Raw genomic sequence first — 17,093 nt, 5'->3', positions numbered from 1 at the left:
GAAGCCCTCGCTCGCTTCACGGCCGACAAATAGTGGCACTATACTGGCGTCATAAAACCAACAGGTGATGTGACATGAGCCAGCCGAAACTTCTCGACACTCCGCTATATGCCTTGCTGCACAAAGATGACATCGCAGGATTCAACAAGGAACGCCCGAACGACGGTCCGATCGACATGGTTGGCGGCGACTTCCGCGGGCTTGATCTGCGTGAATTGAACGCCGATGGCGTGGATTTCCGGGACGCGTACTTTCGCTCCGCCGATTTACGCGGCATCGATTTCCGTGGCTCAGCGCTGGAAGGCGCAAGTCTTGCCCATGCGCAGATTTCCGGCGCGTATTTCCCGCCAGAGCTGAGTGCCGACGAGATTCTGATGTCGATGAATTTCGGTACGCGCCTGCGCTATCGCACCCGCTAAGTAACCGTTTACCTGAACTGTCCAGCGCCCCCGCTTTGCGCTGGACGTAGTGCTGCGCGGATTTTCCCTATCCACTTTCGCCCTTCCGCAACCGTCTATCTCGCCAAAAGTTCCGACAGTTCTTAGTAGCGTTTGCGTCTAATCCGACCAAACAACCACGCTTTTCCTACTGATGGCTACACTCCTGAGAAGCTCGCCCACGCCCATTCGGCCGTCGCAAGGAGGCTTGATGAATGATGAACTGCAGCACCTGAAGAATCTTGGCAAGACGTCGGCACAATGGCTGCACGCCGTGGGCATCCATAGCGCCTCGGATTTGCGGCGCCTGGGCGCAGTCGACGCCTACCGGGCCGTGCGTACTCGCGGGTTTCGCGCATCGAAGGTGTTGCTGTATGCGATCGAGGGTGCACTGATGGACATGCACTGGAATGACCTGCCCGCCGAGCGCAAGGACGCCTTGAACAAACAGCTCGACGCCATCTCCTCACGCCACAAGAACTGAACGGGCGCTGACCGTCATGTATCTGCTCGGGGAACAATCGGCTCACGCCGACGCATTGATCAATCGTTTACAGACTTTGCCTGCGCAGTGCCTGGAAGGGTTGGCGCCGTGCGGGCCGCTGCTGGAACTGGAGAGTTCTGAGGATTTGATCGCGCAGTTGCCCGCAGACCAATTGTTTCTGCTGACAGAAGGTGTGATCACCGGGTATGTGGGTGCGCGGGCACTGTTCTATTGGCAGGAAGGCGACTTGATCGGTCTGCAACAGGGCAGCGAATGGGCTGACTGGCGCTTGTGCAGTGATGGGCCGTTACGCCTGCAACCGTATCAACGAAGCGAGTTGTTTCAGCACCTGTATGCCGAACCCGAACGCGCCGAGCAATTTCTCCACTATCTGCTCGGCCACATGGCATTACTCAGCCACGCGGTTGCCGAACTGAAACCTCGTGAGTTTCGCAGCACCAACGGTTTCAAACGCGTCCCTGCCGGCGAAGTGTTGATTCATCAAGGTGACGCTGCCGATCACGTCTTCGTGATCATCGATGGGCATGCCGAAGCGTTCGTCGATGGCCTCAAGGTCGGCGAAGTCCCCAAGGACGAGATTTTCGGCGCGATGGCGGTGTTTACCGGCGAACCGCGCAACGCCACGGTCGTTGCTCGGGAGCCAAGCACGGTGATGCTGATCCCGGGCGATCAGTTTTTGAACATGACCCGCACCAATCCAAAGATCGCACACAGCCTGATAGAGAGCATGGCCCGGCGCATCGGCCAACTCAATCGGCAAATCACATTACTGACTCCGACCAAAAGCTGAAGTTGAGTCCCTATATTCCGGGGCATTCCGGCCATTTTCGTGACTGAATCAAATAAATGAAAAAACAGTTGTTGACTCGGTAATGAGAATCGCTATGATTATCACAACTGGTCGCGAGATCAGTCGATATTCTGAAAAGCCCTTGGTTCGGACTCTCAGATTATCTCCTCATCAGGCTAATCACGGTTATTTGACCCGGTTTTTACCGGGTCTTTTTTTGCCTGTGGAAAAGTCATTTACCGAATTGTTTACGCATCTGCTCGCAGTAATCCTGTGGCGCAGTAGCTGGCGTAAACCAGACATAATCGGCCATCGCCGCCGTCACCTCACTGCCCTGCTCGGCCAGCAACAACACCGTCGGTTCTTGCGCCGCCCCCAGATCCACAACATGCAATGGCACACCGACGTCCTTGCGTGCATGCCAGGCCCCCGCCAATAACAACGACGGCGCAGGCGCACTGATTAAACGCTCAGCCATGCGCCGATCCCGTTGCTGCTGGACCGCCAGCATCGCCGGCATTTGCGATTCGGGCAGCAGTCCGCAGTGGGAATCGCTGATTTGCTCAAGAAGTGTGGATTTCACCGCCGCCGCGTTACTACGCGCGCCCTGCAAGATCGGCGGCTGACGATAGAAAGCGCGAATCTGCGTGTTATCGAGATTGGCCGCCAATAAAGGATAGGGCTGAGACAGAACGAACCGGACAATCGGCCCATAGAGATCCCAGTCCCAGCCGTCCTGCCAAGCCAATGCAACGGGCAAGTCGGCAGGTGGCGAAACCGCGTGACGCACTTGATCAACCTTGGGCTGCTGATCCGGCGTCAGCATTTCCAGCAACAGGCTGCCCTGCGGTCGTCGCTCGCCGAGAGCCTGCAACAACCACAATTCCACAGCATGATGATCGGCATTGTCATGTTGCTCACCGATGATGAGCTGCGCCGGGTTACTCAGTCGTGTCAGCAATTGCTGCGCAGTCAGGATCTCGCCGCTGCGCAGATCACGAATTTCACCGCTGACCGGTGGCGCCGCCGCCATATGCTGACATCCGCCAAGCCACAACACTGCCAACAATAAAATCCTGCGCATGCCTGCCCCTCGATGATCAAATCAGCGGGCGATGATCAGCGGATGCCCACGCTCCGGGTGCGGTTGCACCAGCACTTCCAGCCCGAACACTGCTTTCAGCGACTCTGGTTGCAGAACTTGCTGCGGCGTATCCAGCGCCACCGGACGGCCGCCTTCGAGCAGCAACACCCGATCACAATAACGCGCCGCCAGATTCAGATCATGCAGGATGACCAACACCGCGGCCCCGCGATCAGCAAACTCGCGCACGGCTTGCAACGTCGTGTGCTGGTGCAGTGGATCAAGCATGGAAGTCGGCTCGTCCAGCAACAACGTCTGCCCGGCCTGTCCCGGCCACAGCTGCGCCAATACCCGAGCGAGATGAACACGCTGACGTTCGCCACCGGACAATGCCAGATAACTGCGACCGCTTAGATGGCACGCATCTGCAGCAGCCAGCGCCGCCGCGACGATTTCGTCATCCCGCACTCGACCGCTCTGATAAGGCAAACGCCCCATGCCGACTACTTCTTCGACTCGAAAGGCAAAATCCAACGTCGAAACCTGCGGCAACACCGCCAGACGCTGCGCTCGCTGGGTTCCAGTCCAGTGATTCAAGGCTTCGCCGTCGAGCGAGACCTCGCCTTCACTCGCCGCCAACTCCCCGCACAACGCACCAAGCAGCGTGCTTTTGCCGGCGCCATTGGGCCCCAATACGCCAAGCACTTCGCCCGGCTCAAGTTGCAGGGTGACATCGCTGAGGACAACCTTGCGGCCACGGCGAATCTGCAGATTGTGCGTTCGCAACATCAGGCACGCCCTCGCAGCAGCAGATAAAGAAAGAACGGCGCACCGATAAACGCCGTGACGATGCCAATCGGCAGCTCCGCCGGCGCCAGCGCCAGCCGCGCCACCAGATCCGCCAGCAACAATAGACTCGCCCCTGCCAGCACCGATGCCGGTAACAACACCCGATGATCGGGTCCTGCCAGCAACCGCACCAGATGCGGCACCACCAGCCCGACGAAGCCGATCATCCCGGCCGCCGCTACCGCTGCACCGACACCCAGCGCCGTGCAGAACACCAATTCACGCTTGAGGCGTTCGACGTCGATGCCCAAATGCCCGGCTTCCGATTCGCCCAGCAGCAAGGCATTCAATGCCTTGGCCCGACGCGGCAACCACAGCGCGACACCGGCGCTGATGATCAGCAATGGCCACAGTCGCGCATAACTGGCGCCATTCAGGCTGCCGAGGTTCCAGAAGGTCAGCGTCCGCAGGGTCGCGTCATCGGCCAGATAAGTGAACAAACCCACCGCTGAACTGGCGAGTGCGGTCAAGGCAATGCCGGCCAGCAACATCGTTGCGACGTTGGTCTGCCCGTTGCGCCTACCCAGCCGATAGACCAGCGCCGTCACCCCGAGGCCGCCGAGAAACGCACACACCGACAACAGATACGGCCCGAACCACTCGGGCAATCCGCCAAAAAACGAACCGCCGACGATCGCCACCGCCGCGCCCAGTGCCGCACCGCTGGAAACCCCGACCAATCCCGGGTCGGCCAGTGGATTGCGAAACAATCCCTGCATCGCCACGCCCGACAGCGCCAGCACACCGCCGACCGCCAGCCCGAGCAAGGTTCGCGGCAAACGGATCTGCCCGAGTATCAGCTCAGCCTGTTCCAGCCCATCCGGCGCCAGCGGCACACCGAGCATGCGCAAAGCTGCGCGCAACGTATCGAACAGCGGCAGGCTGACCGGCCCTAACGCCAGCGATAGCCAGGTCGCCAGCAAACACAACAGGGTCAGGCCGATAAACAGGCTACGAGGTTTTACCAGTGTGGTCATTGGCCGCTCTGGGTCGGGTAGAAACCATCAGACAGGACCTTCAGTTCCGCTGGCAAACGCGGGCCGAGGCCGCCGACCAGCAGCGTCGGGTCCAGTTCCAGCACACGACCGGTCTTGGCCGCACGGCTTGAATTGAGGATCGGATTTTCCTTGAACAAAGCAGCCTTGGCCGCATCCCCCGTCATCGCTCGATCAGCAAACACCAGCACTTCAGGATCAAGACCGGCCAGAGCCTCCACGGAGAACGGCTTGTAACCGGTATGGGTCGCTAGGTTATGACCGCCCGCCTGTTGCAGCAGCCAGTCGGCGGCGGTGTCCTTGCCGGCGATCAACGGCTTGCCGCCAGCATGTCCGATCAGCACCAACACGCCGGGTGCCTTGTGTTTGGCCTGCTCCCCAGTCACACGAATTTTCTGCGCAGCGAGTTGCTGTTGATAACTTTGCAGCAGTTGCGCGGCTTGCGCCTCGGCGCCGAGCAATTGCCCTAGGTGAGTGACGTTCTTTTCCAGCGTTGGCAGATCAGGCTGAGCCGAGAACAACTCCACCTGCACCTTTGCGCTTTTGACTTGCGACAACACTGGTGGCGGCCCCATTTCTTCGGTGCCGATCAGGATATCCGGTCGCAGGCTGAGGATGCCTTCGGCCGATAGCGCACGCTGATAGCCAATACTCGGCAACGACTTCAGAGAACCGGGATGCTGGCTGGTGGTATCGACGCCGACCAGTTTCGACTCGCCGCCGAGCGCACTCACCCACTCCGACAAGGCCCCACCGGCGCTGACCCAGCGTTGCGGCAATTCGGCCGCTGCAGCCTGGTGGCTGACGAAAAGTCCGACACACAGCACAGCAACGCGGGTACTCAGGCGCATACACAGCTTCCTTGAATAAGGTTTTTTCCCGGGCGTCAGCATGACAGGCCAAGTATCCTTGGCATCTGCCAGCCGTCCTGCGGGCGAAGGCGGCCATTTGATAATTGTTTGCATTTAAACGTCAAGCTCGGACATATCCCGACACGAGCCGACTCTTGAGGATAGCCATGAAGTTTCTCTGCGCCGGTGCCGATCTGGCCGAGACCGGCAGCCGCGGTTTCGACATCGACGGTAAAAAACTGTTTGCCGTGCGCCGCGCAGGTCAGGCCTATGTCTATCTCAATCGCTGCCCGCACCGTGGCGTCGGTCTGGAGTGGCATCCCGACCAGTTTCTCGACGCCAGCAACAGCCTGATCCAGTGCGCCACCCACGGCGCACTGTTTCTGATCGAGGACGGCGAATGCGTTTCCGGGCCCTGCGCCGGGCAATCCTTGACCGCCATCGCTTGCCGCGAAGACGCGCAAGGCCTGTGGATAGATCTTTAACCGCGCAGCAAAACCTCCAGCCGGCGATCAACCACCATCTCTTCGTGAGTCAATCGCACACCGTACGCCAGCACTTCCACGCCGCAGGCAACCGCTTCCCGTAGCGCCTCGGCGTAGGCCGAATCGATTTCTTCGGCCGGACGCACTGCCTCGATTCCGCTGAGATTGACGCAATACAACTGCACTGCACGAATCCCGTCCCGCGCCAGATGCGCCAGCTCCCGAAGGTGTTTGGCACCGCGCTGGGTCACGGCATCGGGAAACGCCGCCACCGCCGTACCGTCAAAACCCAGAGTGACGCTTTTCACTTCCACATACGCCGGGCCGCTCGGATATTCCAGGCGAAAATCGATGCGGCTCTTTTCCTGGCCGTACGCCACTTCGCGTTTCAGAGCGGTAAAGCCGTTCAGCTCGGTAATCACTCCGGCCTGCAAGGCTTCCTCGATCAGCGCGTTGGCGCGTCCGGTATTCACGCAGAACAACCGGCCCTGCGGGGTTTCACCGATTTCCCAGGTGCCGGGCAATTTGCGCTTCGGATCATTCGAGCGACTGAACCAGACCTGTCCGCCCTCGACCTGACAATTGAGCATCGAGCCGGTGTTCGGGCAATGAATAGTCAGCAACTCGCCGTTAACCGTTTCGATGTCAGCGAGAAATCGTTTGTAGCGGCGAATCAGTCGCGCTTCTTCAAGAGGAGGAGAAAAACGCATCAGCCTTGCCAGCTCTTCAGGCCACGAGCGATCCGTTCCACCGCCTGCTGTAAGCGATCAAGGTTTTGCGTGTAGGCAAAACGCACATGATGACTGGCCTGATAACGACCGAAATCCAGCCCCGGAGTAAATGCCACATGCTCGGTTTCAAGGAAATGCTGACAGAACGCGAAGGCATCGCCGCCGAACTTGCTGATATCTGCGTAGAGATAGAACGCGCCTTCCGGCTCGACGGCGATGTTGAAACCCAATTCACGTAACGCCGGCAGCAGGAAGTCCCGACGTCGACCGAACTCGGCGCGGCGTTCTTCGAGGATCGCAATCGTTTCCGGCTCGAAACACGCCAGCGCTGCGTACTGAGCCATGCTCGGGGCGCTGATGTAGAGGTTTTGCGCGAGTTTCTCCAGCTCGCTGACGGCGGCGTCCGGCGCTACCAGCCAGCCGAGGCGCCAACCAGTCATGCCGAAATACTTGGAGAAACTATTGAGGACAAAAGCACTGTCGTCGACTTCCAGCACACTCGCCGCATCAGTGCCGTAGGTCAGACCGTGATAGATCTCGTCCACCACCAGATGGCCGTTTCGCGCCTTGATGGCTGTGGATAACCCGGCCAGTTGATCGCGGGTCAGGATTGTCCCGGTGGGATTGGCCGGCGAGGCGACCAGCGCGCCGACGCTGTCGTGATCCCAGTGCCGCGCCACCAGATCCGGCGTCAGTTGATAACGCACCTCCGGGCCCACGGGAACCAACTGCGCCGCGCCTTCGACCAGTCGCAGGAAATGCCGGTTGCACGGATACCCGGGATCGGCGAGCAGCCAGTGCTTGCCCGGATCGACCAACAAAGCACTGGCCAGCAACAGCGCACCGGAGCCGCCCGGCGTGATCAGAATCCCTCGCGGATCGATATTCAGCCCGTAACGCTGTTGATAAAAACCGGCTATCGCCTCGCGCAGCTCAGGAATACCACGCGCTGCGGTGTAACGAGTCTTGCCCGCCGTCAGTGCTGCCTGCCCGGCGCGAATGATCGGTTCTGCGGTGGTGAAGTCCGGCTCGCCGATTTCCAGGTGGATCACGTCGTGGCCAGCAGCCTGCAACTCATTGGCCCGCGCCAGCAACGCCATGACATGGAACGGTTCGATCGCACGACTGCGCGCACTGTAGGGCTGAGCCATTGGCCTTCCTTCGACGGGAAAAAAGAGACGATTCTACGCATCTGCCGGAACGAGCGAGAACCCGCAGCGGTCACAGCCTCAAGAACTCTGGACTGTAACGATAAGAGCATACGCTCCAGGATTGACTAAAATCAGTGATTGAACAGGTCTCCAACACCGCCAGACATGGCTTGGCAAACTTTTGCAAGCCTCACCGGCCGCGGGCTCGACATCCGGGAGTAGCGCAGGCCGATTTGATCTGGTAAGTTCGCCCGCTTGCAGCCGCAGGGCCGGCAGGTGTCGGTGATGGAGCAATCCTGCGCAATGGATTACAAGAGTAGAGGCGGTCCATTTCATGCCCACCCAAGCAAAGCAACAGCAGCAAGCGTCGATCAGCGGCTTCGAACCTTACGTTCCGACCAAGGGCGAAGAGTACATGGGCGCACCGATGCGCGCGCACTTCACCAAGATCCTGAACAAGTGGAAGCAGGACTTGATGCAGGAAGTCGATCGCACCGTTGATCATATGAAAGACGAAGCGGCAAACTTCCCTGACCCGGCCGACCGTGCCAGTCAGGAAGAGGAATTTGCCCTCGAGCTGCGCGCTCGTGATCGCGAGCGCAAGTTGATCAAGAAGATCGACAAGACGCTCGAGCTGATCCAGAACGAAGAGTACGGCTGGTGCGACTCGTGCGGCATCGAGATCGGCGTCAAGCGCCTCGAAGCGCGTCCGACCGCCGACATGTGCGTCGATTGCAAGAACCTTGCGGAAATCAAGGAAAAACAGGTCGGCAAATAATCCCGACCTGAATGAAAAACGGAGCGTGCGAACGCTCCGTTTTTGTTTCTGCCGTTTGACCCTTCCCCCTGTGGGAGCCGAGCTTGCTCGCGAAGGCGTTAAATCAGACACCTTAATGTTGAATGACACAGCGCTTTCGCGAGCAAGCTCGGCTCCCACATAGTGTTGTGTATAAGCCTGAATAAGTGACAACGCTTCCATGACGACCTCCGCCTACATCGGCCGCTTCGCCCCTACTCCCAGCGGACATCTGCACTTCGGCTCGCTGGTGGCTGCACTCGCCTCCTATCTCGATGCCCGCTCGGTAGGCGGTCGCTGGCTGGTGCGCATGGAGGATCTCGATCCGCCCCGTGAAGAACCGGGCGCACAGGCAGCGATTCTCAAGGCCCTGGAAAGCTACGGCTTTGAATGGGATGGCGAGATGGTGCGTCAGAGTGATCGGCACGAGGCCTATGCCCAAGTGCTCGACAGCCTGTTCAATCACGGTCTGGCCTATGCCTGCACCTGCTCGCGCAAACAACTGGAAGCGTATAACGGAATTTATCCGGGTCTGTGCCGCAACGCCGGTCACGGCCAGCAAGACGCGGCGATCCGCCTGCGTGTGCCGGAGCTGGAATACCATTTCATCGACCGCGTGCAGGGTGAGTATCGTCAGCATCTGGGCCGCGACGTCGGCGACTTCGTGATCCGCCGCCGCGATGGCCTCTACGCCTATCAACTGGCGGTGGTGCTGGACGATGCCTGGCAAGGCATCACCGATATCGTGCGTGGCGCCGACCTGCTCGACTCGACGCCGCGCCAACTCTATCTGCAAGAACTGCTGGGCTTGCGTCAGCCGCGCTATCTACACCTTCCTTTGATCACCCAGCCTGACGGCAACAAGCTCGGCAAGTCCTACCGCTCGCCGCCGCTGACCGCCGATCAAGCCACGCCGTTGCTGCTGCGGGCCTTGCGCGCACTGGGGCAAAACCCCGGCGCCGAACTGGCCCACGCCAGTGCGCAGGAATTGCTCAACTGGGGCAGCGCCCACTGGGATGCGAGCAAGATCCCGCGCACACTGACCCTGCCCGAAGCGCAACTGCTATGACGACACTTGCAGTGGCGCGCCCATCCGTTACCATCGCCGCACGTTTTCGGGCACGCGCATAAAAAAGAGAGGCCGGGATGTACATCTATCGCTTGGTCCTGCTTTTGGTCGTGGGAATCTATCTGTTTTCTCCAGCCATCATGGATTGGTGGATCGACGCCACGGGCGCCTGGTATCGGCCGTATCTGCTCTGGTTGATCCTGATTGTCGTGACCTTCATCCTGCAGAGCCAAAAAGATGCCGATGAGCTTTAGCCTGACCCAGATGATCCTGATCAGTGCCGCGTACCTCGCGGTGTTGTTCGGCGTAGCCTGGATCAGTGAACGGGGCATGATCCCCCGGGCGATCATTCGCCACCCGCTGACTTACACCCTGTCGCTGGGGGTTTACGCGAGTGCGTGGGCGTTTTACGGCACGGTCGGTCTGGCGTATCAGTACGGCTACGGCTTTCTTTCCAGCTATCTCGGGGTGTCCGGCGCGTTTCTGCTGGCGCCGGTGTTGCTGTATCCGATCCTGAAAATCACCCGCACCTATCAGCTATCGTCGCTGGCGGATCTGTTCGCCTTCCGCTTTCGCAGCACCTGGGCGGGGGCGCTGACCACGATTTTCATGCTGATCGGCGTGTTGCCGTTGCTGGCGTTGCAGATTCAAGCGGTGGCCGACTCTATTGGGATTCTTACGGGCGAACCGGTCCAGAGCCGCGTCGCACTGGCGTTTTGCTCGCTGATTATTCTGTTCACGATTTTCTTTGGTTCCCGGCACATCGCCACCCGCGAGAAACACGAAGGGCTGGTGTTCGCGATTGCCTTCGAGTCGGTGATCAAACTGGTCGCCCTTGGCGGCGTTGGCCTGTACGCGCTGTACGGCGTGTTCGATGGCCCGCAACAACTTGAACTGTGGCTGCTGCAAAACCAGACCGCCCTCGCCGCCCTGCATACGCCGTTGCAGGAAGGTCCTTGGCGCACGCTGCTGCTGGTGTTCTTCGCCTCGGCCATCGTCATGCCGCACATGTATCACATGACTTTTACCGAAAACCTCAACCCGCGTTCGCTGGTCAGCGCAAGTTGGGGTCTGCCGCTGTTCCTGCTGTTGATGAGTCTGGCAGTACCGCTGATTCTCTGGGCAGGGCTCAAGCTCGGCGCCACGACCAATCCGGAATATTTCACCCTCGGTATCGGCATTGCCGCCAACAGCAAACCCTTGGCATTGCTGGCTTACGTCGGCGGTTTATCGGCCGCCAGCGGGCTGATCATTGTCACAACGCTGGCGCTGTCGGGCATGGCGCTGAACCACCTGGTGCTGCCGCTTTATCAGCCGCCCGCCGAGGGCAACATCTATCGCTGGCTGAAATGGACGCGCCGGGCGCTGATCGTCGCGATCATCATGGCCGGGTTCGGCTTCTATCTGATGCTGGGCGCCGAGCAGGATCTGGCCAACCTCGGCATCGTCGCGTTCGTGGCTACCCTGCAATTCCTCCCGGGCGTGCTCTCGGTGCTGTACTGGCCGACCGCCAACCGGCGCGGCTTCATTGCCGGTCTGCTGGCAGGGATTCTGGTGTGGGTAGTGACCATGCTGCTGCCGCTGGTCGGCAATCTGCAGGGTTTCTATATACCGCTGCTGAACATGATCTACGTGCTCGACGACACCAGTTGGCACATGGCGGCCATCGCCTCGCTGGCGGCCAACGTGCTGATGTTCACCCTGATTTCGCTGTTCACCAACGCCAGCCCAGAAGAAGCCAGTGCCGCCGAAGCCTGCGCGGTGGATAACGTACGTCGCCCGCAACGCCGTGAGCTGCACGCCGCCTCGCCTCAGGAATTCGCCACGCAACTGGCCAAACCATTGGGCGCCAAGGCAGCACAGAAAGAAGTCGAGCAAGCCCTGCGTGACCTTTATCTGCCGTTCGACGAACGCCGTCCTTATGCACTGCGCCGTTTGCGCGACCGCATCGAAGCCAACCTCTCCGGCCTGATGGGCCCGAGCGTGGCGCAAGACATGGTCGAAACCTTCCTGCCATATAAGGCCGGCGGCGAAAACTATGTCACCGAAGACATCCACTTCATCGAAAGCCGCCTCGAGGATTACCACTCGCGCCTCACCGGCCTTGCCGCCGAACTCGACGCCCTGCGCCGCTATCACCGCCAGACCTTGCAGGAATTGCCGATGGGCGTCTGCTCGTTGGCCAAGGATCAAGAGATCCTGATGTGGAACAAGGCCATGGAAGAGCTGACCGGGATTGCCGCGCAACGGGTGGTCGGTTCGCGCCTGAGCACCATCGGCGACCCGTGGAAAGAATTGCTGCAAGGCTTCATTAATCTGCCCGACGAGCATTTGCACAAACAGCATCTGGCCCTCGACGGTCAGACGCGCTGGCTGAATCTGCACAAAGCGGCGATCGACGAACCGCTCGCGCCAGGTAACAGTGGTCTGGTGTTGCTGGTAGAAGACCTGACCGAAACCCAGATGCTTGAAGACAAACTGGTGCACTCCGAGCGTCTGGCGAGCATCGGTCGACTGGCGGCAGGCGTGGCCCATGAAATCGGCAACCCGGTCACCGGCATCGCCTGTCTGGCGCAGAACCTGCGCGAAGAACGCGAAGAGGACGAGGAGCTGACGGAAATCAGCGGGCAGATCCTCGAACAGACCAAACGCATATCGCGCATCGTCCAGTCGCTGATGAGCTTCGCCCACGCCGGCAGCCACCAGCACAGCGACGAGCCCGTTTGTCTGGCAGAAGTGGCGCAGGATGCAATCGGTCTGCTGGCGCTGAACCGGCGCAATTTCGAAGTGCAGTTCTACAACCTGTGCGACCCGGATCACTGGGTCGAAGGCGATCCGCAAAGGCTTGCCCAAGTACTGATCAATCTGCTCTCCAACGCCCGTGATGCCTCGCCTGCGGGCAGTGCGGTGCGGGTCAAGAGCGAAGCCGGCGAACACACGGTCGATCTGATCGTCGAGGACGAAGGCAGCGGTATTCCGAAGAACATCATGGATCGATTGTTCGAACCCTTCTTCACCACCAAGGACCCTGGCGAAGGCACCGGTCTGGGCCTTGCACTGGTCTATTCCATCGTTGAAGAGCATTATGGACAAATCACCATCGACAGCCCGGCTGATGTTCAAAGCCAACGCGGCACCCGTATTCGGGTGACCTTGCCGCGTCATGTCGAAGCGACGTCCGCTGTGAACTGAGACCGTCGAGAGTATCGAATCAATGCCGCACATTTTGATCGTCGAAGACGAAACAATTATCCGCTCCGCCTTGCGCCGCCTGCTGGAACGTAATCAGTACCAGGTCAGCGAAGCCGGTTCAGTGCAGGAAGCACAAGAACGCTTCACCATTCCTACGTTCGATCTGATCGTCAGCGATCTGCGCCTGCCTGGCGCCCCCGGCACCGAGCTGATCAAGCTCGGCCAGGGCACTCCGGTGCTGATCATGACCAGTTACGCCAGCCTGCGTTCGGCGGTCGACTCGATGAAGATGGGCGCGGTGGACTACATCGCCAAGCCTTTCGACCACGATGAAATGCTCCAGGCCGTCGCACGAATCCTGCGTGATCGCCAATCGGCCCCGGCTGCCGGCGAAGTTGTTACCGGCAAAGCTGCCAATGGCAGCGGTAAACCCGCCGTCGATAACAGCAACGGCGAAATCGGCATCATTGGTTCGTGCCCGCCGATGCAGGATCTGTACAGCAAGATCCGCAAGGTAGCGCCAACTGACTCCAATGTCCTGATCCAGGGCGAATCCGGTACCGGTAAAGAACTGGTGGCCCGCGCCCTGCACAACCTGTCGAAACGCGCCAAGGCGCCGATGATTTCGGTGAACTGCGCGGCCATTCCGGAAAGCCTGATCGAGTCCGAACTGTTCGGTCACGAGAAAGGCGCGTTCACTGGCGCCAGCGCCGGTCGTGCCGGTCTGGTGGAAGCGGCGGACGGCGGCACGCTGTTCCTCGACGAAATCGGCGAACTGCCGCTGGAAGCTCAGGCCCGCTTGCTGCGTGTATTGCAGGAAGGCGAAATCCGTCGGGTTGGCTCGGTGCAGTCGCAGAAAGTCGATGTGCGCCTGATCGCGGCGACTCACCGCGACCTCAAGAGCCTGGCGAAAATCGGCCAGTTCCGTGAAGACTTGTATTACCGCTTGCACGTGATTGCGCTGAAGCTCCCGGCCCTGCGTGAGCGCGGCGCCGACGTCAACGAAATCGCCAGCGCATTCCTCGCCCGTCAAAGTGCGCGCATTAACCGTACCGACCTGAAATTTGCCGCTGATGCCGAACAGGCGATCCGGCACTATTCCTGGCCGGGTAACGTGCGCGAACTGGAAAACGCCGTCGAGCGTGCGGTGATTCTGAGCGAGAGCCCGGAAATCTCTGCCGACCTGCTGGGCATCGATATCGAGCTGAGCGATCTGGACGATGACGAATTCATCGGCCTGCCGCCACAAACCGCCGGTAGCGCCAGTAACAGCAGCCACGAGCCGACCGAGGATCTGTCGCTGGAAGACTATTTCCAGCACTTCGTTCTTGAGCATCAGGACCACATGACCGAGACCGAACTGGCGCGCAAACTGGGCGTCAGCCGTAAATGTCTGTGGGAACGCCGTCAGCGTCTGGGCATTCCACGGCGCAAGACCGGGGTCGCCAGCGAGAGCTGAACGTTACCTGTCGAGTGTGCGGGTAACGCTTGAAGATGTGAAAAAACTGTTACCTCAGTCTTTTCACGTAACAGAAGCCGGGGTTATCGGTAACGAAACCCCGGCTTTTTTTTGCCCTGCGAAAACGGTTATAACGACCTAACCCCTTGTTTTATTGGGTTTCGCAAAAGTTGGCACGGCACCTGCTATATGTTCAGTACAAGAACAATAACAAGCACTGTACAAAATAATAAAAATAAGACGAATCGACTCACGCACAATAAAAACAAGACGGCGAGAGGCGCAGCTAACTGATTCTTTTGGAGAGGCGTTGTATTTGGGGCTTGCCCCACGACCAGGCCGAGAACAACAAAAACTGTCCTAAGACAGAGCCTGTACTGGTTGGATCGAGAGATCACTGCAATTCAGCGACCAAAGCAATCCGTTTGCTCTTGGCTCCCGATTGGGAGGGCCATGAAGGAAAAGCTTCATGGCGAGGGCACTCAACAAAAACAAAAAGCCCGACTCAATAATAAAAAGAGCACGCAACTACTTCTTGGGGAGCTTCGGCTCCCCTTGTAGTTTCTCCCCCGCGACAAAATCCCCTGAATTCTCTTGGCGTGAAGCCTTTAGCCTGCGGCTTGCAGCTCATATCTGCGGTGTCCTACACCATCCCTCGACTAAATGCTAGAATCCCCGCCCATCATGCGGTCATCTTTCGTTATGGCCGAACATTCCTTCAAACAGTGCATCCCATGCTGAAGAAGTTGTTCCAGTCATTCCGTACTCCCGTGCGTCGTACGCAACACATCCGTAGCACACCTGAAGTGCTCAACAGCGGCCAGCACTCGCTGCAAAAGACACAGTTCAGCCGCTACGCGGTCAATATCGTCGAACGCCTGCAGGGTGCCGGTTACCAGGCTTATCTGGTCGGCGGTTGCGTGCGTGACATGATGCTGGGCATCACGCCCAAGGACTTTGACGTCGCCACCAGCGCCACACCCGAGCAGGTCCGGGCCGAATTCCGCAATGCGCGGATCATCGGTCGCCGCTTCAAACTGGTGCATATCCATTTCGGTCGCGAAATCATCGAAGTCGCCACCTTCCGCGCCAACCATCCGCAAAACGAAGACGACGAAGACAGCAATCAGTCCTCGCGTAACGAGAGCGGGCGGATTCTGCGCGACAACGTTTACGGCACCTTGGAAGAAGACGCGCAACGCCGCGACTTCACCATCAACGCCTTGTATTACGATCCGGTCAGCGAGCGCATCCTCGATTACGCCAACGGCGTACACGACATCCGCAATCACCTGATCCGCCTGATCGGCGATCCGAAGCAGCGTTATCAGGAAGACCCGGTACGCATGCTGCGCGCCGTGCGTTTTGCCGCCAAGCTGAACTTCGGTATCGAGAAGCACACGGTTCAACCGATCCGCGAACTGGCGCCGATGTTGCGCGAGATTCCATCGGCCCGACTGTTCGAGGAAGTGCTCAAGCTGTTCCTCTCCGGTCACGCCGCGATCACCTTTGAAATGCTGGTCGATCTGCAACTGTTTGCGCCGCTGTTCCCGGCGAGTGCCGACGCACTGGACCACAACCCGGATTACACCCATACGCTGATCAGCGAAGCGCTGACCAATACCGACTTGCGGATCAAACAGAACAAACCGGTGACCCCGGCCTTCCTGTTTGCCGCAATGTTGTGGCCTGCCCTTCCGGCCCGTGTATTGCGTTTGCAGGAACGCGGCATGCCGCCGATTCCGGCGATGCAGGAAGCTGCGCACGAACTGATCGCCGAACAATGCCAACGCATTGCGATCCCGAAGCGTTTCACCATGCCGATCCGCGAAATCTGGGATATGCAGGAACGCCTGCCACGCCGCAGCGGCAAACGCGCCGACCTGCTGCTGGACAACCCGCGCTTCCGTGCTGGCTACGACTTCCTGCTGCTGCGTGAAAGCGCTGGCGAGCAGACTGACGGTCTGGGCGAATGGTGGACGGATTATCAGGACGCCAACGAAAGTGAACGTCGCGACATGATCCGCGACCTCAGTGGCAAGGGCGAGGACGCCAGCGGTGCTCCACGCAAGCGTCGCCGCAGCAGCGGTTCCAAGCGCAAACGCGCCGGTGCGTCGAGCACTTCGGACGAATAACGCATGGAACGCATCTACATCGGCATGGGCAGCAACCTCGCTGACCCGGCCGAACAATTGCGCAGCGCCGTCGAGGCGCTGGGCCAATTGCCGCAAACCGAACTGGTCGGTGTTTCAGCCTTCTATCAAAGCGATTCCCTGCTGCCGGGCCAACCGCGTTACACCAACGCGGTCGCCGCACTCGACAGCACTTTGCCGCCGCTGGAACTGCTCGACACCCTGCAAGGCATCGAGAATGGCCAGGGCCGTGAGCGTCTGGAGCGTTGGGGCCCGCGCACGCTGGATCTGGATATTCTGTTGTTCGGTGATCGCCTGATCGACGAACCGCGCCTCAAAGTCCCGCATTACCATATGCAGGAACGCGCGTTCGTCTTGTATCCGCTGGCCGAACTGGCCCCGCAGGATCTGCGTCTGGCCGATGGCCGCACATTGGCCGATCTGCTCGCAGCCTGCCCGTTCACCGGCCTCGAACGCCTCCCCCAGCCCTGAAAAAAAATCCCCTGGATTGCTCTTGTGGCGAGGGGATTTATCCCCGTCCGGCTGCGAAGCAGTCGTGAAACCGGA

At 59.6% G+C, this 17,093-nt stretch carries 17 protein-coding genes; 11 read left to right on the top strand and 6 right to left on the bottom strand.

The genetic code is table 11. The annotated features are described in order from the left end of the window. Positions 1-74 precede the first annotated feature (74 nt). The 3 genes from ACTWLJ_RS11630 (at position 75) to ACTWLJ_RS11620 (ending at position 1,732) form a co-directional block, all read left to right on the top strand. Positions 75-419, top strand: a complete 345-nt coding sequence (locus ACTWLJ_RS11630) for a pentapeptide repeat-containing protein (RefSeq protein WP_401217278.1) — start codon at positions 75-77, stop codon at positions 417-419. Positions 420-648: 229 nt separating this feature from the next. Beyond that, on the top strand, positions 649-921 hold the full coding sequence (locus ACTWLJ_RS11625) for a TfoX/Sxy family protein (RefSeq protein WP_401217280.1): 273 nt from the start codon (positions 649-651) through the stop codon (positions 919-921). Between the two features lie 16 nt (positions 922-937). Next, on the top strand, positions 938-1,732 hold the full coding sequence (locus ACTWLJ_RS11620; RefSeq protein WP_445180914.1) for a Crp/Fnr family transcriptional regulator: 795 nt from the start codon (positions 938-940) through the stop codon (positions 1,730-1,732). A 232-nt stretch (positions 1,733-1,964) separates the two neighbouring features. Here the strand turns inward: ACTWLJ_RS11620 and ACTWLJ_RS11615 are convergent, their stop codons facing one another. The 4 genes from ACTWLJ_RS11615 to ACTWLJ_RS11600 are packed head-to-tail and all read right to left on the bottom strand — an operon-like array spanning position 1,965 to position 5,511. Beyond that, positions 1,965-2,816 carry a ChaN family lipoprotein gene (locus ACTWLJ_RS11615; protein WP_445180913.1) on the bottom strand — a complete coding sequence of 284 codons (852 nt, stop codon included), beginning with the start codon at positions 2,814-2,816 and terminating at the stop codon, positions 1,965-1,967. Positions 2,817-2,837: 21 nt separating this feature from the next. Next, positions 2,838-3,605: a heme ABC transporter ATP-binding protein gene (locus ACTWLJ_RS11610; RefSeq protein WP_445180912.1), complete on the bottom strand. Its 768-nt coding sequence runs from the start codon at positions 3,603-3,605 to the stop codon at positions 2,838-2,840. Further along, entirely contained in the window at positions 3,605-4,588 is a 984-nt protein-coding gene (locus ACTWLJ_RS11605; RefSeq protein WP_445181346.1) for a FecCD family ABC transporter permease, read from the bottom strand. The genes ACTWLJ_RS11610 and ACTWLJ_RS11605 overlap by 1 nt, the downstream gene beginning before the upstream one ends. Positions 4,589-4,638: 50 nt before the next feature. After that, the gene (locus ACTWLJ_RS11600) at positions 4,639-5,511 is read right to left on the bottom strand and encodes a heme/hemin ABC transporter substrate-binding protein (RefSeq protein ID WP_445180911.1); all 873 of its coding nucleotides are present in this window, start codon (positions 5,509-5,511) and stop codon (positions 4,639-4,641) included. Between the two features lie 167 nt (positions 5,512-5,678). Between ACTWLJ_RS11600 and ACTWLJ_RS11595 the strand changes: the two genes are divergently transcribed. Next, positions 5,679-5,996 carry a Rieske (2Fe-2S) protein gene (locus tag ACTWLJ_RS11595; protein ID WP_445180910.1) on the top strand — a complete coding sequence of 106 codons (318 nt, stop codon included), beginning with the start codon at positions 5,679-5,681 and terminating at the stop codon, positions 5,994-5,996. On the opposite strand, the gene sfsA is transcribed toward ACTWLJ_RS11595, so the two are convergent. Together sfsA and ACTWLJ_RS11585 are read right to left on the bottom strand one after the other, a co-directional pair. Then, the gene (gene sfsA, locus ACTWLJ_RS11590; protein ID WP_445180909.1) at positions 5,993-6,706 is read right to left on the bottom strand and encodes a DNA/RNA nuclease SfsA; all 714 of its coding nucleotides are present in this window, start codon (positions 6,704-6,706) and stop codon (positions 5,993-5,995) included. The genes ACTWLJ_RS11595 and sfsA overlap by 4 nt on opposite strands. Next, complete coding sequence (locus tag ACTWLJ_RS11585) at positions 6,706-7,878, bottom strand: pyridoxal phosphate-dependent aminotransferase (RefSeq protein ID WP_445180908.1); 1,173 nt, start codon at positions 7,876-7,878, stop codon at positions 6,706-6,708. The genes sfsA and ACTWLJ_RS11585 overlap by 1 nt, the downstream gene beginning before the upstream one ends. A 334-nt stretch (positions 7,879-8,212) precedes the next feature. Here ACTWLJ_RS11585 and dksA point away from each other — a divergent pair, with 334 nt between their 5' ends. From dksA to folK, 7 genes are all read left to right on the top strand, one after another. Continuing rightward, on the top strand, positions 8,213-8,656 hold the full coding sequence (gene dksA / locus ACTWLJ_RS11580; RefSeq protein WP_401217303.1) for an RNA polymerase-binding protein DksA: 444 nt from the start codon (positions 8,213-8,215) through the stop codon (positions 8,654-8,656). Between the two features lie 199 nt (positions 8,657-8,855). Further along, positions 8,856-9,743 (top strand): tRNA glutamyl-Q(34) synthetase GluQRS, encoded by an 888-nt coding sequence (gene gluQRS, locus ACTWLJ_RS11575; protein WP_445180907.1) that lies wholly within the window; start codon positions 8,856-8,858, stop codon positions 9,741-9,743. A 77-nt stretch (positions 9,744-9,820) separates the two neighbouring features. Then, entirely contained in the window at positions 9,821-9,997 is a 177-nt protein-coding gene (locus ACTWLJ_RS11570) for a hypothetical protein (protein WP_003176118.1), read from the top strand. Then, a complete protein-coding gene (locus tag ACTWLJ_RS11565) occupies positions 9,981-12,935 on the top strand; it encodes a sensor histidine kinase (protein ID WP_445180906.1) in 2,955 nt (984 codons plus the stop codon). Before ACTWLJ_RS11570 ends, ACTWLJ_RS11565 begins: the two co-directional genes overlap by 17 nt. Before the next feature lie 22 nt (positions 12,936-12,957). Further along, positions 12,958-14,394: a sigma-54-dependent transcriptional regulator gene (locus ACTWLJ_RS11560; RefSeq protein WP_445180905.1), complete on the top strand. Its 1,437-nt coding sequence runs from the start codon at positions 12,958-12,960 to the stop codon at positions 14,392-14,394. 734 nt (positions 14,395-15,128) lie between these two features. Continuing rightward, complete coding sequence (locus ACTWLJ_RS11555) at positions 15,129-16,529, top strand: polynucleotide adenylyltransferase PcnB (RefSeq protein WP_401217315.1); 1,401 nt, start codon at positions 15,129-15,131, stop codon at positions 16,527-16,529. A gap of 3 nt (positions 16,530-16,532) precedes the next feature. Continuing rightward, positions 16,533-17,018 (top strand): 2-amino-4-hydroxy-6-hydroxymethyldihydropteridine diphosphokinase, encoded by a 486-nt coding sequence (gene folK / locus ACTWLJ_RS11550; RefSeq protein ID WP_445180904.1) that lies wholly within the window; start codon positions 16,533-16,535, stop codon positions 17,016-17,018. Positions 17,019-17,093 lie beyond the last annotated feature (75 nt).

The sequence above is a fragment of the Pseudomonas sp. McL0111 genome (assembly GCF_052567255.1).
The sequence above is the reverse complement of the archived record's forward strand: the minus strand, read 5'-3'. Positions and strand labels throughout refer to the sequence as shown.

Coding starts and splice junctions, on each gene's coding strand:
- ACTWLJ_RS11595 (WP_445180910.1), top strand. CDS start 5,679: ATGAAGTTTCTCTGCGCCGGTGCCGATCTGGCCGAGACCGGCAGCCGC.
- dksA (WP_401217303.1), top strand. CDS start 8,213: ATGCCCACCCAAGCAAAGCAACAGCAGCAAGCGTCGATCAGCGGCTTC.
- ACTWLJ_RS11630 (WP_401217278.1), top strand. CDS start 75: ATGAGCCAGCCGAAACTTCTCGACACTCCGCTATATGCCTTGCTGCAC.
- ACTWLJ_RS11625 (WP_401217280.1), top strand. CDS start 649: ATGAATGATGAACTGCAGCACCTGAAGAATCTTGGCAAGACGTCGGCA.
- folK (WP_445180904.1), top strand. CDS start 16,533: ATGGAACGCATCTACATCGGCATGGGCAGCAACCTCGCTGACCCGGCC.
- sfsA (WP_445180909.1), bottom strand. CDS start 6,706: ATGCGTTTTTCTCCTCCTCTTGAAGAAGCGCGACTGATTCGCCGCTAC.
- ACTWLJ_RS11600 (WP_445180911.1), bottom strand. CDS start 5,511: ATGCGCCTGAGTACCCGCGTTGCTGTGCTGTGTGTCGGACTTTTCGTC.
- ACTWLJ_RS11610 (WP_445180912.1), bottom strand. CDS start 3,605: ATGTTGCGAACGCACAATCTGCAGATTCGCCGTGGCCGCAAGGTTGTC.
- ACTWLJ_RS11555 (WP_401217315.1), top strand. CDS start 15,129: ATGCTGAAGAAGTTGTTCCAGTCATTCCGTACTCCCGTGCGTCGTACG.
- ACTWLJ_RS11560 (WP_445180905.1), top strand. CDS start 12,958: ATGCCGCACATTTTGATCGTCGAAGACGAAACAATTATCCGCTCCGCC.
- ACTWLJ_RS11615 (WP_445180913.1), bottom strand. CDS start 2,816: ATGCGCAGGATTTTATTGTTGGCAGTGTTGTGGCTTGGCGGATGTCAG.
- ACTWLJ_RS11585 (WP_445180908.1), bottom strand. CDS start 7,878: ATGGCTCAGCCCTACAGTGCGCGCAGTCGTGCGATCGAACCGTTCCAT.
- gluQRS (WP_445180907.1), top strand. CDS start 8,856: ATGACGACCTCCGCCTACATCGGCCGCTTCGCCCCTACTCCCAGCGGA.
- ACTWLJ_RS11565 (WP_445180906.1), top strand. CDS start 9,981: ATGCCGATGAGCTTTAGCCTGACCCAGATGATCCTGATCAGTGCCGCG.
- ACTWLJ_RS11620 (WP_445180914.1), top strand. CDS start 938: ATGTATCTGCTCGGGGAACAATCGGCTCACGCCGACGCATTGATCAAT.
- ACTWLJ_RS11570 (WP_003176118.1), top strand. CDS start 9,821: ATGTACATCTATCGCTTGGTCCTGCTTTTGGTCGTGGGAATCTATCTG.